Annotated in this window: 25 protein-coding genes and 1 pseudogene; 25 read left to right on the forward strand and 1 reads right to left on the reverse strand. The window is 57.8% G+C overall.

Going from position 1 to position 24137, the window contains the following annotated elements:
- Nucleotide 1: 1 nt before the first annotated feature.
- The 23 genes and pseudogenes from AFERRID_RS14365 to pstA all read left to right on the forward strand — a co-directional run bounded on the left by AFERRID_RS14365 (nt 2) and on the right by pstA (nt 21194).
- On the forward strand, nt 2-325 hold the full coding sequence (locus AFERRID_RS14365; RefSeq protein ID WP_126605567.1) for a YbaB/EbfC family nucleoid-associated protein: 324 nt from the start codon (nt 2-4) through the stop codon (nt 323-325).
- A gap of 6 nt (nt 326-331) precedes the next feature.
- On the forward strand, nt 332-931 hold the full coding sequence (gene recR / locus AFERRID_RS14370; protein WP_126605568.1) for a recombination mediator RecR: 600 nt from the start codon (nt 332-334) through the stop codon (nt 929-931).
- Between the two features lie 59 nt (nt 932-990).
- A complete protein-coding gene (locus AFERRID_RS14375; protein WP_126605569.1) occupies nt 991-2208 on the forward strand; it encodes an ammonium transporter in 1218 nt (405 codons plus the stop codon).
- A gap of 2 nt (nt 2209-2210) precedes the next feature.
- Nucleotides 2211-3062, forward strand: coding sequence for an NAD(P)H-hydrate dehydratase (locus tag AFERRID_RS14380; RefSeq protein ID WP_126605570.1), 852 nt, complete (start codon nt 2211-2213; stop codon nt 3060-3062).
- Nucleotides 3049-4314 carry an adenosylmethionine--8-amino-7-oxononanoate transaminase gene (gene bioA, locus AFERRID_RS14385; RefSeq protein ID WP_232027623.1) on the forward strand — a complete coding sequence of 422 codons (1266 nt, stop codon included), beginning with the start codon at nt 3049-3051 and terminating at the stop codon, nt 4312-4314. The genes AFERRID_RS14380 and bioA overlap by 14 nt, the downstream gene beginning before the upstream one ends.
- Before the next feature lie 82 nt (nt 4315-4396).
- Nucleotides 4397-4852, forward strand: coding sequence for a CBS domain-containing protein (locus AFERRID_RS14390; RefSeq protein ID WP_113525607.1), 456 nt, complete (start codon nt 4397-4399; stop codon nt 4850-4852).
- 12 nt (nt 4853-4864) lie between these two features.
- On the forward strand, nt 4865-5350 hold the full coding sequence (gene tsaE / locus AFERRID_RS14395) for a tRNA (adenosine(37)-N6)-threonylcarbamoyltransferase complex ATPase subunit type 1 TsaE (protein ID WP_126605571.1): 486 nt from the start codon (nt 4865-4867) through the stop codon (nt 5348-5350).
- Entirely contained in the window at nt 5340-7124 is a 1785-nt protein-coding gene (gene mutL / locus AFERRID_RS14400; RefSeq protein ID WP_126605572.1) for a DNA mismatch repair endonuclease MutL, read from the forward strand. Before tsaE ends, mutL begins: the two co-directional genes overlap by 11 nt.
- On the forward strand, nt 7121-8089 hold the full coding sequence (gene miaA, locus AFERRID_RS14405) for a tRNA (adenosine(37)-N6)-dimethylallyltransferase MiaA (protein WP_126605573.1): 969 nt from the start codon (nt 7121-7123) through the stop codon (nt 8087-8089). Before mutL ends, miaA begins: the two co-directional genes overlap by 4 nt.
- Before the next feature lie 189 nt (nt 8090-8278).
- The gene (ndk, locus tag AFERRID_RS14410; RefSeq protein ID WP_009562412.1) at nt 8279-8704 is read left to right on the forward strand and encodes a nucleoside-diphosphate kinase; all 426 of its coding nucleotides are present in this window, start codon (nt 8279-8281) and stop codon (nt 8702-8704) included.
- Nucleotides 8705-9796 carry a 23S rRNA (adenine(2503)-C(2))-methyltransferase RlmN gene (rlmN, locus tag AFERRID_RS14415; protein ID WP_126605574.1) on the forward strand — a complete coding sequence of 364 codons (1092 nt, stop codon included), beginning with the start codon at nt 8705-8707 and terminating at the stop codon, nt 9794-9796. It begins immediately after the preceding gene.
- On the forward strand, nt 9793-10638 hold the full coding sequence (gene pilW, locus AFERRID_RS14420) for a type IV pilus biogenesis/stability protein PilW (RefSeq protein WP_225981766.1): 846 nt from the start codon (nt 9793-9795) through the stop codon (nt 10636-10638). Before rlmN ends, pilW begins: the two co-directional genes overlap by 4 nt.
- A gap of 11 nt (nt 10639-10649) precedes the next feature.
- The gene (locus AFERRID_RS14425; RefSeq protein ID WP_126605575.1) at nt 10650-11630 is read left to right on the forward strand and encodes a RodZ domain-containing protein; all 981 of its coding nucleotides are present in this window, start codon (nt 10650-10652) and stop codon (nt 11628-11630) included.
- A complete protein-coding gene (ispG, locus tag AFERRID_RS14430; RefSeq protein WP_126605576.1) occupies nt 11620-12720 on the forward strand; it encodes a flavodoxin-dependent (E)-4-hydroxy-3-methylbut-2-enyl-diphosphate synthase in 1101 nt (366 codons plus the stop codon). The genes AFERRID_RS14425 and ispG overlap by 11 nt, the downstream gene beginning before the upstream one ends.
- A gap of 35 nt (nt 12721-12755) precedes the next feature.
- On the forward strand, nt 12756-14075 hold the full coding sequence (hisS, locus tag AFERRID_RS14435) for a histidine--tRNA ligase (RefSeq protein WP_126605577.1): 1320 nt from the start codon (nt 12756-12758) through the stop codon (nt 14073-14075).
- The gene (locus tag AFERRID_RS14440; protein ID WP_126605578.1) at nt 14072-14683 is read left to right on the forward strand and encodes a YfgM family protein; all 612 of its coding nucleotides are present in this window, start codon (nt 14072-14074) and stop codon (nt 14681-14683) included. The genes hisS and AFERRID_RS14440 overlap by 4 nt, the downstream gene beginning before the upstream one ends.
- Nucleotides 14680-15867: an outer membrane protein assembly factor BamB gene (bamB, locus tag AFERRID_RS14445; RefSeq protein ID WP_126605579.1), complete on the forward strand. Its 1188-nt coding sequence runs from the start codon at nt 14680-14682 to the stop codon at nt 15865-15867. The genes AFERRID_RS14440 and bamB overlap by 4 nt, the downstream gene beginning before the upstream one ends.
- An 11-nt stretch (nt 15868-15878) precedes the next feature.
- A pseudogene (der, locus tag AFERRID_RS14450) lies at nt 15879-17227 on the forward strand (ribosome biogenesis GTPase Der).
- Nucleotides 17228-17644 (forward strand): hypothetical protein, encoded by a 417-nt coding sequence (locus tag AFERRID_RS14455; RefSeq protein WP_126605580.1) that lies wholly within the window; start codon nt 17228-17230, stop codon nt 17642-17644.
- Nucleotides 17616-17846, forward strand: coding sequence for a histidine phosphatase family protein (locus AFERRID_RS14460; RefSeq protein ID WP_126605581.1), 231 nt, complete (start codon nt 17616-17618; stop codon nt 17844-17846). Before AFERRID_RS14455 ends, AFERRID_RS14460 begins: the two co-directional genes overlap by 29 nt.
- A gap of 265 nt (nt 17847-18111) precedes the next feature.
- Nucleotides 18112-19200, forward strand: coding sequence for a phosphate ABC transporter substrate-binding protein PstS (gene pstS / locus AFERRID_RS14465; RefSeq protein WP_126605582.1), 1089 nt, complete (start codon nt 18112-18114; stop codon nt 19198-19200).
- Nucleotides 19201-19326: 126 nt separating this feature from the next.
- Nucleotides 19327-20283 (forward strand): phosphate ABC transporter permease subunit PstC, encoded by a 957-nt coding sequence (gene pstC, locus AFERRID_RS14470; protein WP_126605583.1) that lies wholly within the window; start codon nt 19327-19329, stop codon nt 20281-20283.
- Nucleotides 20284-20363: 80 nt separating this feature from the next.
- Nucleotides 20364-21194 carry a phosphate ABC transporter permease PstA gene (pstA, locus tag AFERRID_RS14475; protein ID WP_225981767.1) on the forward strand — a complete coding sequence of 277 codons (831 nt, stop codon included), beginning with the start codon at nt 20364-20366 and terminating at the stop codon, nt 21192-21194.
- Nucleotides 21195-21214: 20 nt separating this feature from the next.
- On the opposite strand, the gene AFERRID_RS14480 is transcribed toward pstA, so the two are convergent.
- Nucleotides 21215-21982 (reverse strand): DUF2249 domain-containing protein, encoded by a 768-nt coding sequence (locus AFERRID_RS14480; RefSeq protein WP_126605585.1) that lies wholly within the window; start codon nt 21980-21982, stop codon nt 21215-21217.
- A 318-nt stretch (nt 21983-22300) separates the two neighbouring features.
- On the opposite strand from AFERRID_RS14480, the gene AFERRID_RS14485 reads away from it, so the two are divergent.
- Both AFERRID_RS14485 and AFERRID_RS14490 read left to right on the forward strand, forming a co-directional pair.
- Nucleotides 22301-22978: a thioredoxin fold domain-containing protein gene (locus tag AFERRID_RS14485; RefSeq protein WP_113525591.1), complete on the forward strand. Its 678-nt coding sequence runs from the start codon at nt 22301-22303 to the stop codon at nt 22976-22978.
- A gap of 140 nt (nt 22979-23118) precedes the next feature.
- On the forward strand, nt 23119-23877 hold the full coding sequence (locus tag AFERRID_RS14490) for a sulfite exporter TauE/SafE family protein (RefSeq protein ID WP_113525590.1): 759 nt from the start codon (nt 23119-23121) through the stop codon (nt 23875-23877).
- Nucleotides 23878-24137 lie beyond the last annotated feature (260 nt).

The following is a 24137-nucleotide window of genomic DNA, read 5'->3' on the forward strand; positions in this document are numbered from 1 at the left end:
GATGAAAGGTGGACTGGGAAATATCATGAAGCAGGCGCAGCAACTCCAGGAGCGTTTGCAAAAGACGCAGGAAGAACTTGCCCAGGTAGAGGTGCAGGGCCACGCGGGTGGCAATCTGGTGGAAGTCACCATGACCTGCCGGCATGACGTGCGCGGGGTGCGCATCGACCCCTCCCTGCTGACCGACGGCGATCAGGAGATGCTCGAAGATCTTGTGGCAGCGGCCATCAATGACGCCGTGCGCAATGCTGAGAAGGTCAGCGCGGAGCGGATGTCGGAAGTGACCGGCGGCATGAATATTCCGGGCATGAACCTGCCTTTCTAGGCGCTTATGGCAGACGTTCCGAGTATGGATGCCCTGGTGGCACTGCTACGCCGCCTACCGGGTATTGGCCCGCGTTCGGCGCAACGGATCAGCTATGAGTTGCTGGTGCGCAAGCGCGATCTCATGCCGCAACTCGCCGCAGCCTTTCAGCAAGCCCACGCGGTGGTCCGTTTTTGTGAACGCTGCAACAACCTGAGCGAAACGCCATTGTGTGCCGTCTGTCGTTCCGAACACCGGGACCGTTCCATTTTGTGCGTGGTGGAATCACCCGCTGATCTGCGTGCGATCGAAGATACAGGGGTATTCGTCGGCGAATTTTTCGTATTGATGGGGCATTTGTCACCCCTGGATGGCATCGGTCCCGAAGCCCTGCATATCGACCGCCTCAGCGCGCGGCTGGGTGAAACAGACTTGCGGGAAGTAATTTTTGCGACCAATCCTACCCTGGAAGGTGAGGCTACAGCCCAGTTTCTCGCCGGGCTGGTTCCGGACGGCATCACCATCAGTCGTATCGCGCGGGGGGTGCCGGTGGGTGGTGAACTGGAATATGTCGATCGCAGCACCCTCGGACGCGCCCTGCACGGTCGTCGTCTGCTAGACGAGTAAGCACTGACCCATCGTTTCGTAAAGATAAAAGCAATCCATTTCGAGAGGAAACAGCCATCATGATCCCCACAGGAGTCACGCCTCCAGGCGGAAATGTATTTTTTTTGCTGATGGGCGCCATTCTGGTGTTTGCCATGCACGGCGGATTCGCCTTTCTGGAACTGGGTACGGTACGACGGCGCAGCCAGGTAAATGCACTGGTGAAGATTCTCAGTGATTTTGGTATATCCACCATCGTCTATTTTTTTGTGGGTTATCATATCGCCTATGGCATCAGCTTTTTTGCCGACGTAAAGACTCTGACCGCGAGCAATCACGGTTTTCAGATGGTGCGGTTTTTTTTCCTGCTGACCTTCGCTGCTGCGGTGCCCGCCATTATCTCCGGTGGTATTGCCGAGCGGGCGCGTTTTTATCCTCAATTGCTGGCGACCGCCTTTCTGGTGGGACTGGTTTATCCTTTTTACGAAGGGATCGTCTGGAATGGCCATTATGGTATTCAAGCTTGGTTTACCCGCGCTTTTGGCGCACCTTTTCACGATTTCGCAGGCTCGGTGGTAGTGCATGCCATGGGTGGATGGATGGCGCTGATGGCGGTCTGGCTGCTGGGTTCGCGCAAGGGGCGTTACGGGAAAGATGGTGCGGTACACGCCATGCCGCCGTCCAACATTCCCTTTCTGGCGCTGGGCTCCTGGATTCTGATCATCGGCTGGTTTGGTTTTAATGTGATGAGTGCACAGCAAATTGCTGCTGTGCAGGGTCTGGTGGCGCTCAACTCGCTTATGGCATTGGTGGGCGGCATGCTGGCAGCGCTGGCGGTAGGGAAGGGCGATCCGGGCTTCGTTCATAATGGCGCTCTGGCAGGTCTCGTGGCCATCTGCGCCGGTTCCGATGTGGTGCAACCCATTGGGGCTTTGGCCATCGGCGTCATTGCCGGCGTTATTTTTGTCTACCTGTTCACCTTTGTGCAGCATCGCCTGCGTCTGGATGACGTGCTGGGCGTCTGGCCGCTCCATGGTGTTTGCGGTGTGTGGGGTGGACTGGCCGTCGGCATTTTTGGACATCAGTTCCTCGGCGGCGCAGGTGGGGTCAGTTTCTGGTCTCAGTTGCTGGGCACCTCACTAGGCGTCCTGATCGCCCTGGCGGGCAGTGGTATCGTCTACGGCAGCATCAAGTACTTTATCGGGATTCGTCTGGATCCCGAGGCGGAGTATGCGGGGGCGGATTTGAGCCTGCACCATGTCAGCGCGTATCCTGAAGAGGATATCGAGAGGGCGTGACCATGACAGAACCTTTTGCTGCCCTGAACTGGCAGGCCATGCCAGGCCTGCCGGTGCGCAACCCGCAGGCGCACAAAGGAAGTTTCGGCCACGTTTTCGCCGTAGGCGGAGGGCCGGGCATGGGCGGGGCATTGGCGCTGACCTCTGCCGCCGCCTATCGGGTGGGCACCGGATTGGTGACGGCAGTGGGGCATCCCTCCGCGATCCCTTACTTGGCGGCACACCTGCCAGAAGCAACTTGGCGAGACTGGCCTGCGACTTTTGGAGATTTGCCGGACCATGCCGTCCTGGCCGTTGGCCCTGGCTTGGGTCAGGGCCTGGCCGCCCATGATCTTTTGCTGGAGATCGGTACACTGTCCTGTCCCCAGGTATGGGACGCCGATGCCCTGAACATTCTTGCGCGTTTTGGTCCGAAACTGCTGACCACCGATGCACTTCGTCTGTTTACCCCACATCCGGGCGAAGCGGCCCGTCTGCTCGGGATAACAGTCGCCGATGTACAGGCAGACCGTATCGCGGCGATTGTTCGGTTACGCGCCCGCTATGGCGGCTACTGGGTCCTCAAGGGCCACCATAGTCTCCTGCTGGGATGCGCTGTCCGGAATCTCTGTATTTTGGGCAATCCGGGCATGGCCACGGGCGGCAGCGGGGACGTGCTGACCGGCCTGTTGGCCGGTCTGCTGGCGGTCGGCCTGGACGCCGACCGGTCTCTGTCCCTCGGCGTGTGCCTGCACGCCCGCGCGGGCGATATCGCGGCCGCGGAGATGGGCGAGGCCAGCCTACTGGCGGGGGATATCCTGGCGGCAGTGCCCCGCGCTTTGCAGGAGTTGACGCAACATCATGACGGAAACTGAAGTATTGCGGGAATGGGATCGCCGTTATTTCTGGCATCCCTTCACCCAGATGCAGTGTTACGGGGATGACGACCCGTGGATCATCGACCGTGCAGAAGGCAACTACGTGTACGATACCCAAGGTCATCGCTGTCTGGATGCGATCGCCAGCCTGTGGTGCAACGTTCACGGTCACCGTCATCCCCGACTGGATGCCGCCCTGATCGGACAGTTGGGCAAAGTCGCACACAGCACGGCACTGGGTGCTGGCAATGCTCCGGCCATTCGTCTCGCCAAGGCACTGGTGGAAATTACCCCAGCCTCCCTGCAACATTGTTTTTTTTCGGAGGACGGCGCCGAGGCGGTCGAGGTCGCCATCAAAATGGCGGCCCAGTACTGGTGTAATCTGGGCCGCCCCGAAAAACGCCTCTTCCTGACTCTGGACAATGCCTATCATGGGGACACCGTTGGCGCCGTTTCGGTGGGCGGCTTCCCCCTGTTTCACGAGGTATACGGGCACCTCCTGTTCCCGACTTTACGGTTGCCGAGCCCTTATGTATTGCAGCGGGAAGACTGCGATGGAGATCCGGAGCAGGCAACAGCCGTATGGCTGGCGGCGCTGGAAACGACGCTCCAGGAGCAGAGCCGCGAGATTGCGGCCGTGATCCTCGAGGGCGGGGTGCAGGGCGCCGCGGGCATATTGCCTTTCCCGCCCGGTATTCTGGCCGGTGCGCAACGTCTGTGTCGGGCCTACGAGGTCTTGCTGATCATTGATGAGGTCGCCACCGGCTTCGGCCGCAGCGGCAAGCTTTTTTCCTGTGAGTGGGAGGCTGTCGAACCAGACCTATTGGCCTTGGGTAAGGGGCTGAGTGGTGGTTACTTGCCGGTGGCCGCGACCCTCGCCGCAGAACACGTTTATGCTGCCTTTCTTGCGCCTTTCGGGGAAACCCGGCAGTTTTACTACGGGCATACCTACACCGCCAATCCTTTGGCCTGTGCGGTAGCGCTGGAGAACCTGGCACTTTTTGCGGAAGGCGGTGTGCTGGCTGCTTTGCCCGAGAAAATCGCCCAGTTGCGAACCGGGCTGCAGCGTTTTCACGGTCAGTCGTGGGCAGGGGAGGTCCGCCAGTTCGGTTTGATGGCCGCCATCGCGTTGCGCGACCCCAGGACGAATGCGCCTTATCCCTACGGAGACCGCGTCGAATACGCAGTGTGCCGGCGAGCACGGGAAATGGGCGTTTACAGCCGCCCCTCGGTGATCTCCTCACCATAGTCCCGCCGCTGTCGGTGACAGCAGCGGAAATAGACACTATCCTCAACGTATTATATGACGCCATGGCGGAAGGACGATCCTGATGAAAACGGCCCAAGATATCATGAACCGCGAAGTTGTTACGGTGCTGGCCGATGATCCGGTCGATAAAGTGGGGGATGTGCTCCTCAGTTCCGGGCACCACAGCCTGCCCGTGGTGAACAGCGAGGATCATCTGGTCGGGATGATCGGTGAGCGGGATATGATTGACGCCCACCGCAAGGTGCATCTGCCGACCATGCTGACTATTCTGGATGGTCTGATCCCTCTGGGCGGCATGCATGAATACGACGAAGACCTGCGCAAAGTCACGGCGGTGACCGCCAGCCAGTTGGCCAGCTCCCACGTCGTTACCGTAGCCCCCGATGAGGATACGGACGCGGTAGCCGAGAAGTTGCTGCGTAAGGATGTGCATGCGGTGCCTGTGGTCGATAACAGCGGTTTGTTGCTGGGTATCATCAGTCGTTCGGATATTCTTCAGCATCTGCTGAAACCCTGAACCGGGTATCGGATGCACTGGGATTTCGCAGATGCCGAAGCCTGCCGGGACTGGGGGCGACAGTTTGCCCAGCGCATTCATATCCCTGCGGTTATTTATCTGGAGGGCGATCTGGGGGTCGGTAAAACCACTTTGGCGCAGGCTATCTTAAAGGCGCTAGGCGTTACCCAGAACATCAAAAGCCCGACCTATACCCTCATGGAACAGTATTCGACCCGGATCGGACCGGCTCTGCATCTTGATTTGTATCGTCTGCAAGAGCCGGAGGAGCTGGAATTTATCGGTATCCGTGATTGTCTGACGGAACCCTCCCTGTGGCTGGTGGAATGGCCGGAGCGGGGTGCGGGTTTCCTGCCCCCTGCCGATTTGTCACTCAGCCTCCGTATTCTGGACAACGGCAGTCACCGTCTGGAGTGGCTGGGGCATCAGCCCCATGTTCAGGACTGGACCATTTTCTTGACGCCCGCATCCACCCGGAAAATCCGCCATGAGGGATGAACAGGCACCCCGCGTTCATCGCCTGGATACAACATTGGCCAATCAGATTGCCGCCGGCGAGGTGGTGGAACGTCCTGCCTCCATCCTGAAAGAGCTTCTGGAAAACAGCCTGGATGCCGGAGCCACGCGGATTACCATCCATCTGGAGGGTGGTGGGATGGATTTGCTCGGTGTGGAAGATGATGGTGTCGGCATCCTGGCCGAGGATCTGCCCCTCGCCCTGGAGCGCCATGCCACCAGTAAAGTGGCCACCTGGGAAGACCTTCAGGCGATCCAGACCATGGGTTTTCGCGGTGAGGCCTTGCCAGCGATCGCTTCCGTCTCGCGCCTGGAACTCCTCTCGCGGGCGCGCAGCCAGAATCAGGCGGCGCGCCTGCAGGTAACGGGGGGCATGGCTGCCGCTCCGGAGCCCGCAGCCAGGGCACCAGGAACCACAGTGCGTGTGGCCGATCTCTTTTTTAACGTGCCCGCACGGCGTAAGTTTCTGCGTAGTCCGGCCGCCGAGTTGTCGCGCAACCAAAAGGTGTTGCGCCAGATTGCGCTGGCCAACTTCCCGGTGGCTTTTCAGCTTATCCAGAACGGCCGCTCTCTTGCGCAATTTCCAGCTACGGATGCAGAAAGCCGGGCAGCGCGAGTAGCCGCCATAATGGGGGAAGGCTTTCTGGCCAATGCACTGTATATCGAACAGGAAGATCAGGGCTTGTCTCTCAGCGGCTGGCTGGGCCTGCCCACCTACAACCGCGCCCGCGGAGATGAACAGTATTTTTATGTTAACGGTCGTCCGGTGCGTGATCCGGTGGTTACCCATGCCCTGCGTGCGGCTTATAACGATGTGCTCTTTCAGGATCGTCACCCCCTTTATGCGCTTTACCTGAAGCTGCCGCCCGAGCGGGTGGATGTTAATGTACATCCCGCCAAGGCGGAGGTACGCTTTCGGGACAGCCGCGAGATACACGATTTTCTTTTTCACACTCTGCGACGGGTGATTGCGGAGCAGGGCGGGGCACAACCACGGATGACCGTTCCGGTCCAGCCTTTCTCCCAAAGCCCGACCGCTACCAAAAGTCCTGCTTACGTCCCGACTCAGCGATCGCTGAACGCTGCTGCGCAGGAGAGTGCCGGGGCCTATTGGGAACATCTAGTGGCGCCGGTGATGGCGTCCGTACCATCCCCTGATTTGCCGGCGGCACCAGCCCAGGAACTGGCCCCGAACTACACCCTCGGACAGGCCATCGGGCAGATTCACGCACGTTTCATCCTCGCTCAGAACAGCGAGGGGATGATTCTCATCGATCAGCACGCAGCTCATGAACGCATCCTCTACGAGAAGATGAAGAACATGTCTCAACAGAATGAGAAGCAGGCGTTTATTATTCCTGAATACGTGCATGTAACTGCGGCGCAAATGGCGCACTTCGACAAACGACAGCGCGATTTGCAAGCTGCCGGGCTGGACATCAGTGTTGCCGGTCCCGGTACCTTGGCCATTCATGCGGCCCCCAAAGCTATCGCCGCCGTCACCTATGGGCAGATTATCGCTGATATTCTTGCGGAAGAGCCTGCCTGGGCCGAGGGAGATGGGGACGCCGTCCTCGCCGACATGGCCTGCCGTGCCGCTATCAAGACAAACCACCGCCTCAGCCTCGAAGAGATGAACAGCCTGTTGCGCCAACTGGAGGCCACTCCGCGTTTCGGGCAGTGCAATCACGGGCGACCGACGGTAGTGTATTTTTCTTTGGCCGATCTCGACCGCCTCTTTCTCCGCGGGCGATGATTCCTGCTATTTTTCTGATGGGTCCGACGGCCAGCGGCAAGACCGAACTGGCCGTAAGGCTTGCCGATGCGTTGCCCATAGACATTATCAGCGTCGATTCGTTACTGGCATATCGTCATTTCGATATCGGCAGCGCCAAACCCAGTCTGGCCCTGCGCCGGCGATATCCCCACGCGCTGGTCGATATCCGGGAGCCCGACGAGCCCTATTCGGCGGGCCTGTTTCGGGAAGATGCCCTGCGCTGTATTGCACTGGCGCGGGAACGCGGTCGCATCCCGTTGCTGGTCGGCGGCACGGGCCTGTATTTTCGTGCGCTGGAGCGTGGCATTGATACCTTACCCCCCGCCAATCCCGCCTTGCGCCAGAGTCTGATGGCGTTAGCAGAGGAGGCGGGATGGTCCGCACTACACCAGCGCCTCGCGACCCTGGATCCGGAGACCGCCGCGGGTATCGCTCCCCATGACCGGCAACGCATTCAACGCGCCCTGGAAATCATCCTCGGTTCGGGGCAGGCGATCAGCGGGGCACGTCACTGGCAAGGTACATTCCCCGGCCCGCTCTACAAAATCATCCTGCGCCCGCCTAGAGGCTGGTTACATCAGCGTATCATGCAGCGCTTTGACGTCATGCTGAACGAGGGATTTCTGGACGAAATTGCCGACCTGAGCACGCGTCACTACGCGCCGGAGTTACCCGCCATGCGCGCCGTGGGTTACCGCCAATACTTCGCCTGGCATGACGGGCTCTGCAGCTCCGCAGAAGCTTACCAGGCGGCGCTGGCGGCGACCCGCCAACTGGCCAAGCGCCAGGATACCTGGTTCAAGAGGGAATCGGCGCATTATTATCTCGATCCATCCCGCGACGATGCATCCTCTCTGCTATTGCAGATGGCCACCCGACCCGTGCAGGGCGAGGTGCATTCCATCGGCGGGGACAACGGAGGTGAAATGGATGAAACTGGATGAACGCCATCCATGAACGGGGAGCCCGACTGATGGGCTGGAATCTCGAGGATGTCGACAAACCTTTCGTCGCCCGGTTGCAGGCTTAAAGTTGGCGCAGTCCAGGCATCAACGCCGGCGCGCCGGATTGCCAGCGAATACGCAGAATGCTAGCCTATGGCCACTCTGACTTTTACCCCCATTGAGGATCTTATGGCTGTTGAGCGCACCCTTTCCATCATCAAACCCGATGCCGTGCAGAAAAATGCCATCGGTGCCATTCTTGGTCGCTTCGAGAAGGCGGGGCTGCGCATCGCAGCCGCCAAGATGTTGCATCTCAGCCGCGATGACGCGGGTGGGTTTTATGCGGTGCACCAGGCCCGGCCTTTTTACGGCGAGTTGTGCGACTTCATGAGCAGCGGTCCGGTATTGGTTACGGTACTGGAAGGTGAGGGTGCCATCGCCAAAAACCGTGATTTGATGGGCGCCACCAATCCCAAGGATGCCGCTGCAGGAACGATTCGTGCGGACTTTGCCGACAGCATTGATGCCAACGCCGTGCATGGTTCAGACAGTGCCGAGACTGCGGCATGGGAAATCAGTTACTTTTTTGGTCAACGGGAGATTTTTGCGCACTGAATGATGGGCGATTCTTTGGTGGTTGCTCCGGCCGAAAGGCCACACCTGCTGGGACTGGGTCGCCAGTCCCTCGCTAGGTTGCTGCGTATCTGGGGAGAGTCCCCCTTTCGGGCCAACCAGATTTTGCAATGGCTGCATACCCGCCAGGTGACGGATTTTGCGGCCATGACCAACATCAGTAAAACCCTTCGCGCTCGCCTCGCCGCAGAAACCCGCATCGACCTGCCGGAAATCATCGCCGATCAGACAGCGGCGGACCACACTCGCAAATGGCTGCTGCGGTTGCCCGATGGCAATGCCATAGAAACTGTTTTTATTCCCGGAGAAGATCGGGGTACGCTGTGCATCTCTTCGCAGGTAGGCTGTTCTCTGGCCTGCAGTTTCTGTGCTACTGGTGCACAGGGGCTCAGCCGCAACCTCGAAACCCATGAAATTATCGCGCAGGTGTGGGTGGCGCGCGATTTTTTGGGCCTGGACGCGATCACCAATATCGTTTTCATGGGCATGGGCGAACCGATGCTTAATTTGCGCGAGGTATTGCCGGCGCTGGATTTATTGCGCGACGAATATGCTTACGGCTTTGGCGCGCGGCGCATTACCGTCAGCACCGCAGGTGTGGTGCCTGGTATGGATCGACTGGGTGCGGAAAGCCCGGTCAATCTCGCGATCAGCCTGCACGCCAGTCGTGATGAAATCCGCGACGTGCTCGTGCCGGTAAACCGCCACTACCCGCTGGCAGAGCTGCTCGCCGGCTGCCGCCGCTATCCTTTGCCGCCCCGGCGCCGCATCACCTTCGAATATGTAATGCTGGAGGGTGTCAATGACGCCGATTCCCATGCGCGGGAACTCCTCCGCCTGTTACGAGACATCCCGGCCATGGTGAATTTGATTCCCTTCAATCCCTTTCCCGGCTCAAATTATAAACGGTCGCCACAGGTACGCATCGATGCTTTTCGCGATATCATTCTGCGCGGTAACATAATGACGGTTACACGCCGGCCGCGTGGTGACGACATCGCCGCCGCCTGTGGTCAGTTGGCCGGGCAGGTACACGCCGGCCGTCGCAGTATTCCCTTGGCAGTGCATTCATGAAAAGACTTCTGGGACTGGGGGCGGGTGTGCTTCTGCTGAGTGGCTGTGGGCTTTTTGGTGGCAAAAGAGCAGAGTTGACGCCCGATCAGCAAATGGCTGCGTATATTGCCCATGAACACAAGGCCAACGCCTCCGCTTCGGGCTTCAGGCCGACACCCGCCAACAGCGAACAAGCCAAGGCCGGCATCTACACGTCTCTCGGGGCCGCTTATTTGCAGGATGGCCATCCCCGACAGGCGATCCGGGAACTGCAATTGGCAATTGCCGCTAACAGCCGTTATGCCAATGCATACAATGTCATGGGTCTGGCCTACGAACAGTTGCAGCAGCATAATCTGGCCCGCAGCGCCTTTCGCCGGGCACTCTCCATAGATGCAAAAAACCCTGAGTACCTCAATAACTACGGCGCATTTCTCATCAACTCCCGCAACTATGCCGAGGCGGTTGTCGAGCTGAAACGGGCCACCTCCGATCCGCTGTACAGCACGCCGCAGTTCGCCTGGACCAACCTCGCACAGGCCTACGCAGGGCTCAAGGACTTGTCGGCGGCACGCGATGCGCTGAACCGGGCACTTTATCTGGTGCCCAACTATCCGCCAGCCCTGCTGATGCTTGCCGAACTGGATTACAAGGACGGTAAAGCAGATGCCGCTTTCGCCCATTTGCAGGTGGTTCTGGCGCAGGAGCCGGATAACGCTGATGCGCTCTTGCTGGCGGGGCGGATTGCCGCCCTGCAGGGGCGGCCAACACAGGCACGGTTCCTCTGGCAGCGTTGTGTGACGGCTTCACCCTATTCCGCAGCAGGCAAGCAGGCGCAGCGACTGCTGCTGCAAAACGGTTGAGACGGTACGCCATGGATATGACACCAGAAAACGAAATTTCTCAGGACTTGCGGGCGGCAAGGGAGGCACATGGCTGGAGTTTTCGCCAAGTCGCAGAGCGGTTGCATATCACCGAAGCTCAGGTAAAGGGTCTGGAAGACGGTGATTATACCGCTCTGCCCGGGGCCGCTTTCGCGCGTGGTTTCCTGAAGAATTACGCGCGGCTGCTAGGCCTGGATCCGGAACCGCTGCTGAGGACGTATGACGCCTCCAACGAGGGGTCTGGGTTGCACCCGTCGGAAACGGTGTTGCCCGCCAGCGAAGGACCGCTGTTGGATTACAGCCGACGCGTACTGATTTTTTCCGTATTGATCGTGATCGGCATTATTGCGGTCGCATGGTGGGTCTGGAGTCATCAGCAGGTGCAGGGCCTGCCTGCCACGGCGGTTTCGCCTATGGTGGCCAAACATCCGGCGGTTCCCGCTAAGGCAGTTATCATGGCGCCCAACGTGTCAGCCGCTGCTCCGGTGTCAGCAATCGGGAACCCGCAGGCGGCACCCGGCCTGCCCGTCGCACCGGTCGCGGCAACCCGGTCTGCAGCCGTGGCGACGGGTCCTGGGCTGACGTTTCAGTTCAGTGCGGACTGCTGGGTGCAGGTCAAAGACTCCTCGGGGAAAACTCTGCTCGCAGTTTTGGGACATCGCGGCGATGTCCTACGCGTCGATTCCGGTATTCCGCCATACAGTGTTCTGGTAGGCAAGGCCAGCGCCGTCACCATCAGTTATGATGACAAGCCTGTGCCGTTGCCCGCCAACGCCTTGGGCGTAGCCAGACTGCAGGTCGGCACCACGCCGACCGTCGCTGGTGTACCCCCCCACGGTGTCACCCACGCGGTAGCTGCCGCTCGTAGCCAGGTGCCCCCCCCTGCGCTTCCAGTAGCCAGCATGACTTCACCACCTGTTGCGGTATCTGGTACTGCAGCCGTTTCCAGCGAGGCTTTCCATGCACCATGAATCTCCCATTCGGCGTCGTAAGACCCGGCAAATTCACGTAGGCAAGGTAGCGATCGGCGGCGATGCACCGATCAGTGTACAAAGCATGACCAATACCGAGACCCGCGATATCGCGGCCACCGTCGCGCAAATCCGGCGCCTGGAGGCGGTAGGTGCCGACATCGTCCGGATCTCCGTACCCAGCATGGATGCTGCGGAGGCATTCAAGACGATCCGCGCTCAGGTGGAAACCCCGCTAGTCGCCGACATCCACTTCGATCACCGTATCGCTTTGCGGGTGATGGAAGATGGTGTCGATGGCCTGCGTATCAATCCCGGAAATATCGGCTCTCTGGATAAAACACGGTTGGTGGTGGAAATGGCCAAGGACAAGGGCATCCCCATCCGTATCGGCGTCAACGCAGGGTCGCTGGAGAAGGATATCCAGGAGAAATATGGGGAACCGACACCCGAGGCACTGGTGGAGTCGGCCTTGCGTCATGTGAGCATTCTGGACGAGTTGAACTTTCATGACGTGAAGATCAGCGTCAAGGCCTCCGACATTTTTCTCGCTGTGAGCGCTTACCGCCTGCTTTCGGAAAAGGTGGATTACCCGCTGCATCTCGGTATCACCGAAGCCGGCGGCCTGCGCTCCGGCACTGTCAAATCCGCTATCGGGCTGGGCCTGCTCCTGCGGGACGGGATCGGCGATACCATCCGGGTTTCGCTCGCAGCGGATCCCGTCGAGGAGATTCGTGTCGGCTTCGATATCCTGAAAAGCCTGCACCTGCGTCAGAAGGGGATCAATCTGATCGCCTGCCCGTCCTGCTCCCGTCAGGAGTTTGATGTCATCACCACCATCAATGCCCTGGAAGCGCGTCTGGAAGACATTCTCGAGCCTATGGACGTTTCGGTGATCGGCTGCGTGGTGAATGGCATCGGCGAGGCGAAGGAGGCCGATATCGGCCTGGCGGGCGGTGACAAGCGCAGCATTCTCTACTACCGCGGCAAACAGGTCGATCGGGTGGAGAACAACGATATCGTCGACGTGCTCGAAAAGCGGATTCGTGCGGAAATCGCTGAACGGCAGGCGACACGCCATGAGGGTTGAGCACCACCTTCCCATGCTGCAAAAAGGGAGCGGGCATGGCGAGTAAGGAGTTGCAGGCGGTACGTGGTATGAATGACATTTTCCCGGAGGAGAGCGCGGGGTGGCAGGCGTTGGAAGATGACCTGCGGATGTTGCTGGCGCTCTACGACTACGGTGAAGTGCGTCTGCCTCTTCTGGAATCGACGGAACTCTTCGCCCGTGCCATTGGCGATGCCACCGATATCGTCCAGAAGGAGATGTATACTTTCGCCGATCGCAATGGAGACAGTCTTACCCTGCGGCCGGAGGGTACGGCGGGATGCGTGCGTGCGGCGATTCAGGCCCGGAGCATTCGGGGCCAGACCCCACGCTATTATTATATGGGGCCGATGTTTCGGCACGAACGTCCGCAAAAGGGTCGTTACCGGCAGTTTCACCAACTGGGTGTGGAGGTTTTCGGGCTGCCTGCGGCGGGTACCGATGCCGAGGTCATCGCCCTGTCGGCGCGGATTCTACGGGCGGCTGGGGTTACCGCTTCGCTGCAGATCAACTCACTGGGGAGCCCGGCGGCGCGTATCCACTATCGAACCCTGCTGCTGGACTATCTGCGTCCGCGGCGTGGGGTGCTCTGTGCCGACTGTCGGGAACGGATGGAGCGCAACCCGCTGCGCGTACTCGATTGCAAGGTGCCTGCCTGTCAGGAGATTGCCCGCATGGCTCCGCATTTGGTGGATCATCTGGACGAAGACTCCGCCGCCCATTTTGCCAGTCTGCAATCATTGCTGACCGCGCTCGATATCCCATATCTGGTCAATCACAGCCTTGTACGCGGTCTGGATTATTACAACCGTACGGTTTTTGAATGGGTGACGGACGCGCTTGGCGCCCAGGGCACGGTGCTGGCGGGTGGTCGTTATGACGGTTTGGTCGCACAGTTGGGTGGTGCTGATACACCGGCGATCGGCTTTGCCGTGGGCCTTGAAAGGCTACTGGCGTTGCAGGCGCTGCAGGGGAGGGGGGTAGAGGCACCTCATCCTTTACTGTTTATCGGCGCTCTGGATGATGTTGCGGTGGCCCGCGCGTGGCGAATCGCCGAGCAGCTACGGGATGCAGGTATTTCCGTGGTGACCGGGGGCCCCGCCACTTTCAAGAACGTCATGAAGCAGGCGGAACGTTCCCGGGCCAGATTCCAGGCCCTGATTGGTGCGGAGCAAATCGCCGGTGAGCCGCTGATCCTCAAGGAACAGGCCGGAGAAGGCCGCTGGCAGGGAGATCCCGAGGCGTTGTACGAGGGTTTGCGCAGCCTTGGCGTTGATTTCCCGCAGCATGCACCCCATACTGTCCGCAATTTTGCCACAGCCAGAACCTCATCGTGACCGGTCCAGAACTCTCCGAATTCCTTTATCGCCATCGAGTTTCCGTTATCGCGGGCATCATCATGGTCCTGCTCGCGGCAATGGGCTTTTTCGGCTACGAAAAATACCAGCGCCATCAGGTGGAGCGCGCCGCCGTGCTATATAACGAACTGGTGGATACCCTCGTCGCGGGGCAGACCAGTACGGCACGCGCCAGCGCGGATACGCTGGTGCATCAATATGGACACACGCCCTACGCCATTTTCGCCCGGTTTTTTCTCGCGCGCATGGACAGCGAAAGCAACCAGATCCCGGCGACAGAAGCGGAGCTCAACAGCGTCATCCAGGCCAAGACCGCGCCGAGGGGGCTAAAGGGCATCGCCACCCTCAGCCTGGCCCGACTCTACCTGGACCAGAAGCAGCCGCAGAAGGCCCTGGATATGCTGAAAGTGCCGGATGCGGCCTTCGCCACCCTGCAGGAGGAAATTCAGGGAGACGCCTATGTGGCACTTCATCAGGACGGCAAAGCCATGCGGGCTTACCAGGCAGCCATTGCCGACCTTCCGGCCGCCGATCCTTACCGCAGCTACCTGCAGATGAAGATGGCCAATATCGGAGTGGCGCCATGAAGCTGCGACCTTTTTCCCGCGCTCTCGGGCGCATGGTAGCGCTGGGTGCCGTGGCCACTCTGCTGAATGGTTGTGGTATCCTATCCTGGTTTCATTCCACTCCTGCCCCCAAGACTCCGCCGCCCCTCGCCAAGGGGATGGATAAAGTATCCTTCTCCACCGAATGGCAGGCCCGTCTATATGGTATCTGGCAGGTCAACCCCTATCAGAATACGTTGATTGCCCATGACAAAGGGCAGATTGTGGTCGTCGATGCGTCCGGGCGTCTGGTCAGCATGACCGACGGTGGTCGCCAGATGTGGACGCGCAGCCTGGATGGCCGGACAGCGCGCGGCCCGACACTGGCAAACGGTGTGGTTTATACCGGCACAGACACTGGAAAAGTCTATGCGTTTACGGCAAAGGACGGCCACCCGCTCTGGACCATACAGTTGAGTTCCGAAGTGCTTACCCCGGTAGTGGCGGCGGGTGACCATCTTCTGGTGCAGACGGTGGATGGGCATCTCTGGGCTCTCGACCCGAATAATGGCAAGGTGCAATGGACATTCTCCATGAATCAGCCGACCCTCATCCTGCGTGCGGTGGCTACGCCTGCGGTGCATGACGGAGTGGTGTATGCCGGTTTCGCGGATGGGACGGTGGCGGCTCTTAGTCTGGGGTCCGGTGCGGAGCTCTGGCGGGCGCAGGTCGCCTTACCCCATGGCAGCAATGAATTGGCGCGTATGGTGGATGTGGCCGCAAGCCCGGTGGTTGGGGAGGGGCAGGTCATCACTGCAGCCTATCAGGGGAATCTGGCTGCTTACGCGTTGCAGGGCGGCACCCAGAACTGGAGTGTACCGATGTCCGTCTATATGACGCCGGTACTGGAGGATGGCCATCTGCTCGTCGCGGACGCCGATGGGCGGATATCCTCCGTAGACCCGGCATCCGGCAATGTGCTCTGGCGCAATGACCGTCTTAGCGGGCACGATTTGACCGGGTTTGGCCTCTGTGGCGGGAGTCTGCTGGCCACGGACAATGCGGGTTATCTCTATGTCATCGATCCACAGACCGGGCACCGCATAGGTCAGACGCGGCTGTCTGATAGCGGTATTCAGAGTACTCCCGTTTGTCTGGGAAGTGGCCAGATCCTTGCCCTCAGTGATGCGGGCACCTTGTATCGAATCCACCTGGCAAAGCGCTAAGGCTCTATTTCATGACTGCTGTTATCGCCCTGGTGGGGCGCCCCAACGTGGGTAAATCCACCTTCTTCAATCGCCTGACGCGCACCCGCGAGGCACTGGTGGCAGACCTCCCGGGCCTTACCCGGGATCGCCACTATGGTACCGCGCAGTTTGAAGGGCGCCAGTATCTGGTGGTCGATACCGGTGGTTTTGAACCGGAAGAGCGGGAAGGTCTGGTAGCGGCCATGGCGGCGCAGACCCGCCTCGCCATCACCGAGGCGGATGCCATTTGTTTCCTCGTGGATGCCAAGGAAGGACTTTCCACTCAGGATGCGGAAATCGCTCAGGAGTTGCGTCGCGGGGGTAAACCCATCTATCTGGTCGTAAACAAGATGGACGCGAAAGGCGCTGTGAGCGAACTGCCTGAGTTTTATCGCCTTGGTCTGGGTACGCCTTATACCATTTCCGCTGCTCATGGGCACGGCGTCGAACCGTTGCTGGAGGCAATTTTTTCCGATTTGCCGACCCCTGAGGATGACATCGCAGACGCGACGAGAAAGGGGCCGCGTATCGCCATGCTTGGTCGACCCAACGTAGGGAAGTCGACGCTAGTCAACACCATGCTGGGTGAAAAGCGCGTTCTCGTTTTTGACGAACCCGGAACCACACGGGACAGCATCCGTATTCCTTACGAGCGCCAGGGAAAACCCTATGTCATGATCGATACTGCTGGCATGCGGCGCCGCGCGCGGGTCGGCGAGGGGCTCGAAAAACTGAGCGTATTGAAGACCCTGAGTGCGCTGCGCGAGGCAGATGTGGTGCTGCTGGTGCTGGATGCGCGTCTGGGCATTGCCGAGCAGGATGCCCACTTGGTGGGTGTCGCGGTCGAACTGGGGCGTCCCATTGTGGTGGTGGTCAACAAATGGGATGGCATGAACCCCGAAGAGCGCAAGGCCGTAAAGCAGGAACTGGAAAGACGGCTGGACTTTATTCGCTACGCGCCGGTCTATACCATATCCGCTTTGCATGGTACGGGTGTGGGTGATCTCTATAAGAGTATCGATCAGCTATGGATTGATTCCCGTCGTCATTTCTCCACAGCCGAACTGAACCGTGCCCTGGCCGATGTGATCGAGACCCATCAACCACCCATGGTGGGTGGGCGACGCATCAAACTGCGTTACTGTCATCAGGGGGGGAGAACCCCATCACCCTGGTGTTTCATGGGAACCAATTGACGCGCCTGCCCGGCACCTACAAACGTTATCTGGAAAGCGCCTTCCGCAGAGCCCTTCATTTGGAGGCTGTGCCCCTGCGTCTGGTCTTCCGACAGGGAGAAAATCCCTACGACCCGCAACCAAAGAATGGGAGACAACATTAAATGAGGGAACGCATCCCGGGCTGGTGGCGCTGGGCGTTCGCTGCAGTGTGCATTTATACGGCGATCCTGGTGGGCAACCGTTATCTGCCTGTTAGTCCGCAGATGCTCTGGATACGCGCCGGTGAGTATGCGCTGTGGGCCGCCATAACGCTGGGGGCCATCGCCCGATTTTTTCCTGCCTTGACGCCTTACGGCTGGCGGCCGGTCACCATCTTCCTGGGCGCGGTACTTTCAGGACTGGAAATCTTTATCGGGACGGGGCCTGACACGAAGGTGCGGGTGGATGAATGGATGACGGCGCTGATTGGCATTGCAATCATCACCATTCTGGCGCGTGTTTTACCCGTTGCTTTTACGCGTTTCTGGTTTGGTCAGGAGGTAGCTCGTCATGGACCTATTGTTCCTCCGCCACGCTGAGGCGGAAGACGCAGATAATGGTGGATCTGACTTTGAACGTCAGTTAACTGCGCACGGTCGGGCGAGTGCGGAGGAAACGGCAGACGGGCTAGCACTCTGCATCTGTAACCAGATCGCATTGCGGCGTAGCCCTCTGGTACGGACCAGGGAAATGGGTGCATATCTGGCTGCCGCTTTGCTACCGTCCCTGGCCTGGCGGTAATGGCGGCATGTTGTTGTTAACGTTTAATCCTGCAGACGCCAGTCCGTTGACAGACTCTCCTGCTGTCGCCAAGGTTTCCGGGCCGAATCATGATACAATGGTCTTTGTTGTCATAAAAGTGACATAAATCTTTCATCAAAGTGTCATATTACTATGTTAGATTGCCCTTCGAGTTTCGCTGAAGATGGCACTATCGTGCTGTCTGGATGCGGGATGTTCTGTGGATAAGTCGTAAATCAACGTATCTGCCATCTTTGGAGGCCTTATGCTGCATCGCTTGAAAGAAGAAGTAACACGTAGTGTCAAAGGTGCCGTAATTCTGTCCGCGTTGGGCCTTTCTGCCCTGTATGCCCTGCCTGCTTCGGCAGCTCCGACCATCTCGCTGTTGGAAACCGGCTCCACCCTGCTGTACCCACTCTTCAATCTGTGGGTTCCTGTGTACACCAAGATGAACCCTGGCATTCAGATCACCACCCAGGGCACGGGCAGCGGTACCGGCATCGCTGAGGCGATCTCTGGGGTGGCCCAGATCGGCGCTTCTGATGCCTACATGAGTGACGCTCAGATCAAGCAGCATCCCAATATCCTGAACATCCCGCTGGCCATCTCCATTCAAATGATCAATTACAACGTTCCCGGTCTGAATAACGTGCATCTGAAGCTGTCCGGTCCGGTGCTCGCAGGCATCTACTCCGGCAAGATCACCAACTGGGATGATGTGGCCATTGCTAAGCTGAATCCCGGCATAAAGCTGCCCAAGCACAAGATTATTCCGGTGCATCGTACCGATGGATCCGGTGATACCTTCATTTTCACCACCTATCTGTCTGATACGACCCCTGCATGGAGCAATAGCGTGGGTTACAGCACAACGGTGAGCTGGCCAGCAGTCCCTGGTGGCATTGGTGCGGAAGGTAACCCCGGCATGGTGCAGGCCCTGAAAACGACACCTTACGGTATCGCCTATATTGGCATTAGTTGGAAGAAGCCAGTGGAAGAGGCCCATCTGGGAATGGCCATGCTGGAAAACCGCGCCGGCAAGTTCGTACTGCCGACGGTGGCGAATGCCAAGGCTGCAGCGGGTGAGATGGTACAAAAGACCCCGGCTGACGAGCGGATTAGTCTGGTCTATGCACCAGGTGCCAATTCCTATCCCATCATCAACTACGAATATGCGATCGTCAGCAAGACGCAGCCCAATACCGAAGTGGCTATGTCCATGCGTAAGTTCCTGAACTGGGCTATTGATCCGAAGGGTGGTAATGCGCCACACTTCATCACTGCAGTGAACTTTGTGCCGCTGCCCGATAGCGCTGCGAAGCTTTCCCGCAAGCAGATCGCGGAAATTCAGTAAGGGTTGTGCCGGAGCCGGGGCTGTGTACCCTGGCTCTTCCCATCTCCCATGCAGGACTCCTCTGTATATTTTTATGATTATTGATGCCGACTATCCAGATGCTCCAAGTGCCGGGAGATTTGTGGGATGAAAACTCCTGTATTTAGAGTAGGGCTGATCGTTACGGCTAGCTTTTTACCGCTTTCATTAATTGCATTGATTGTATTTTTGGTCATTTATTCATGGCCGGCTATTCAGTTTAATCAGCTTCATTTTTTGTGGACGAACGACTGGAATCTGGGGAATCTATATGGTAACCCGGTTGATGTACACGGCGCGCAGATCATGCCCGGGGCAAAATATGGGATCTGGTTTCTTGTCGTTGGCACCATTGTCAGTTCGATACTGGCCATGTTGATGGCGATGCCTATAGCGATCGGGGCGGCATATTTCCTGAGTGAAGGGGTGCGCAAATCCTGGGCCGGCCCGTTGTCTCTTTTCGTTGATTTGCTGGCGGCCATTCCCAGCGTCGTTTATGGACTATGGGGATACGCCCTGCTGGTACCGCTTTTTGGCCAGACTATTTTCCCCTTTATGGCCAAGACGTTTTCTTTGATTCCGTTCCTCGGCGGTGATCCGGGGAGTGGCTATGGGCTGCTTACTTCGGCCTTTGTGCTGGCGGTAATGATCATTCCACTGATTTCTGCCACCCTGCGAGAGTCCATCCAGATGACGGAACCTGCTTTGAAGGAAGCGGGTCTGAGTCTGGGCCTGAACCGCCTGGAGGTTTTCTGGCATATCACCCTGCCCAAGTTGAAGACCGTGTTGATCGGAGTGGGTATTCTCGCCCTGGGCCGAGCCCTGGGAGAAACCATGGCGGTTCTGATGGTCAGTGGCAATGCGCTGAATTATCTGCCCAACAACATTTATGCGCCGATCTCCACCATGGCCGCATTTATTGCTTCACAACTGGATAGCGCACTACAGGATCCGACGAATATGGCCGTTGAGGCGCTTTCGGAAATTGCCCTGGTGCTCCTGGTCATTACGGTGGTAGTGAACTTTGCAGCGCGTTTACTACTGTGGATGGCGAGGGTACGCTGATGGCCAGCAAGACAGTTGAAAGCAGCATTACCACCATATCCCGCGCGAAGGGCTTCAAGGTATCTTTATACAGGCGCATAATGTCCGCATTCGCTTGGTTGTTCGTGGTGTTCTCGTTTCTTTTTCTTGCGGCGATGTTTATTTCCATTGTTGGGGACGTGGTCATTCACGCATGGCCGGCGTTGACGCCAAAATTGTTAACGGACATTACCAATGGTATCGGTGGTGGTCTCAAAAATGCTATCGAGGGCTCCGTTGTCATGTCCGTCGGGGCGTTGCTGCTGGCGGCACCAATCGGCATTTCTGCCGGAATATACCTGAGCGAGCATGGATACGGCGGAGCCGGAAAAATGCTGCGTTTTCTTTCCGATGTGCTGGTCGGCATCCCGTCCATCGTGCTGGGCTATGTCGGCTATATCACCATGGTCATTTATCTGGGTTGGCAGTTCTCGGTAGCGGCTGGAATCATCACCCTGACAGTGATGTTGCTGCCCTACGTCGCCCGCTCCACCGAACTGGCGATGGCCAATATTCCGCTGGCGGTACGTGAGGCGGGTTACGGCCTGGGCGCGGGCGAAGGGCGTGTAGTGCTACAGATACTCCTGCCAGGCGCGGCACCGGCGATCATGACGGGGCTTTTTTATGCCGTCGCGCTGTCCATGGGAGAAACAGCGCCGCTCCTGTATACGGCGGGTTGGTCCAACTACATGTGGAATGGACAGTTTACCAAAGAGCCCATCGGCTACCTGACCTACGTCATATGGACGTTTATCAACGAACCTTTTACTGAATCTCATATGCTCGCATTTGCAGCGGCTTTTCTGATTACCGGGGGCGTGCTGATCCTGATCCTGGCCGGTCGCTGGTTACTGATACGCGGACAACGTCGCATGGGCGTTTATCAGGGATAAGAAGGCCGGTGTGCTGCCCCTTATTTCCGCGCGCAACCGGGGAAGATCCCGTTGACTTGCTGATCCTCTGCGCCCGCCAGCACCTCTTTGGAGCGGGCCAGGAACTCGGCAGCGCGGCCCCGGTCGCTATTGTCGGTGGTTTGCCAGATAGGGAAGAGGGTGTTTTCTTCGCGGTTTTCATGTTTGGCCAGGGATCCGGAAAGCACTGCGCAAATAGCGGGCAACATACCATAATCCTTTTCCATCAACGTCTCTTCCACCAGTTTGGACTGGACGATGATGCTGTCGTGTTCAAGGAGCATGTCCGCAAGTGGACCTTTTATCTCTCCGCCACCCAATATCGGACCGAGGATATTGTTCTCCAGATGGACGTGGCGGCGGAGACCGATCCAGTAATCGCTGAAGAGGGTTTCTGCATCGGTGATCCGATTTTGGTTGGCGGCAGCCAGAATGTCAGCAAACTGGCAGTCCAGGCGGTAGTGATCCCAGGTCAGTAGGTCTACCACATCCTTGGCTTCCGCTTCGGCGCGAGGTCGTATGTCTATCTGCCAGAGTTTGCCATCCGTTTCAAAACGCCAAGAGATGGCATCGCGCAACTGAAAAGCCACTGCCCGCATCATGGCGCTAGGATCCGTGTCCGCCAATACCCGTACCTGCTGCCCTATTGCCAGGCGGATCGTAGCGGCGTAAATCAGGGGTTGCGCCACCGCGTAAGGCATGCCACACACGTCGATCACGTTCTGGGCCGAGACTCTGGGTGCGGGCGATATTGCTGATTGAATTGACATGGTGTGAAGTCCTTGATAGCAAGTTCGGCGGTGCCTGGGACGGCAACAGACCCTAACTTATGGTGCGTCTGCAGAGAAAAGCACGCCGGTCCATCATGATGAAGTCTGGAGACCGGGATTGCAATACGGGTAAGCCCGTCCGTCACCGGACCGCTTTCCCTGGGCGTCAGGAGTGCGGTATCTCGCCTCATATGATAGATTACAGCTTAGCAGTTGGCGCATGCCGAGATCCGTAGAAGAGCTCCGCAAAGGCGAGTGCCAGAAAGGCGCTAGCTCAAATTTATTTCGCTTATCTTACCTGAAATTAGGCAGAAACTAATGTTTAAAAAGTCACTGGTGATCATGGCTCGTACATTATTGGCAGCGTGGTTGGTATCGTCTATTTCGGCTTGTGCAAAAAAAACACCTCCTTCGTCAACCTCCACAGGAAGCGCGGCGACCGCTACTGCAACGTCCAGCATGACTGCCACACCCTCTAAAATGACTCCGAGCGATTTCTGGCAACTGATGGGGAAAAAACTTACCTATATCCAAGAGGGCCACCAGGGGCCTGTCGTTTACGATTTTACGGATACAAATTGCCCATTCTGTCATCTTTTATATGTGACCGAAGCCCGTCTCATTCGAGAAGGAAAATTGACCGTCCGCTATGTCCCTGTCGCTATAATAAAGCCCAGCAGCATGCCGGAGGCTGCCGCCATATTACAGGCTGATAACCCTGTAGCGGCCTTACAAAAGGCCGAAGATGCCATTGCTAAGGGCATGAAGACAGGCAAGCCAGCCAACCTCGCACGAGCTACGGACGCAATCGGCAAGGCGTCACCAAAAACCATCGCAGCGATCAAAAAGATAGAGGCAAACAATGTATTCTTGCAGGAAATAGGCGTCGACGATCTCCCGGATATTATTTATCTGCCCAAAAAAGGCAAGCTTGGTCTGATAACGGGATTGATAAGCGAGAAGAAGCTCACGGAACTGCTACCGCAAATTCAATGATCTGAATAAAAATGCTGCCATCAGGCTGCCGTCTCCAGATCAAACGCAGTGAGCCGGTGCGTATCGACGTCCGTATAGTGGACTTTGGAATTTGGCGGAATTTCTTACGCCATTTTAACCAGAGTTGATATAACCTCACGATGCAATCACTCAGCACAGTATGGTGGGTCCTTCCTGGTTTGTTCCTTGCCGGTATAGGTGCCGGGTTCGTCAATGTTCTGGCGGGTGCGGGGTCCATGCTGACCCTGCCTGCGCTCATTTTCGTGGGCCTTGATCCAATCGCCGCAAACGGCACCAACCGCATCGGCATCCTTTTGGAAAATCTCACCGCAGCGCGCACCTTTTACCACCATAACCTGGTGGATCTGAAAATGGGAATAAAGCTGGCGCTGTGGACGCTGCCGGGCGCCATGCTGGGCGCCATTGCAGGTATCCATATCGGCAATCTCTGGTTTCAGCGTATATTGGTGATTGTACTGGCAGTTAGCACTGCCACAATGTTTCTTCCAAAATTTGCTACCGGAGAATCCACACGTCCAGATGGCGATGCGTCGCCCTGGCTCTACCCAACGCTGCTCGCTCTAGGGTTTTACGGTGGCTTTATGCAGCTCGGTATCGGTTTTCTCTTTATCTTCGCACTGCGCCATTTCCTCACCAGAGATCTCGCCCAGGTAGCCGCTTATAAAACCCTAATTATCGCATTGTACACCTTACCGACTCTCGTTATCTTTGCCTGGATGGGGCAGGTTCACTGGGGTGCGGGCATCGTCATCGGTATGGGTGGTATGATTGGTGCGAGACTGGCCACGAGGCTTACCATGAGTCGCCGCGGAAAACTGTGGGTCAAGGTAATAATGGCGATAGTCATACTTGCGATGGCTGTCAGGCTTTGGGTTTGACAGCGAAAGCGCAGTTCGCATCGCATAAATCGCATCGCGTATTCGTGTAACCAATTGGTTTATAAGATGGTGCCCAGGGCCGGACTCGAACCGGCACGGCATAAGCCGAGGGATTTTAAGTGATTATTGTAGGCGTCCCACCTAATCCCATGCGGTTTGTTGATAAGAACGGCATCGATAAAAAACAGTAGCTTAGTTGTTGTTCTTTTCCTGATTTATCCCTTGCAATCCCGCCCAAGCCCGCTATAATTCCTATCAAA

The sequence above is a fragment of the Acidithiobacillus ferridurans genome, from assembly GCF_003966655.1.
Classification (GTDB): Bacteria; Pseudomonadota; Gammaproteobacteria; order Acidithiobacillales; family Acidithiobacillaceae; genus Acidithiobacillus; species Acidithiobacillus ferridurans.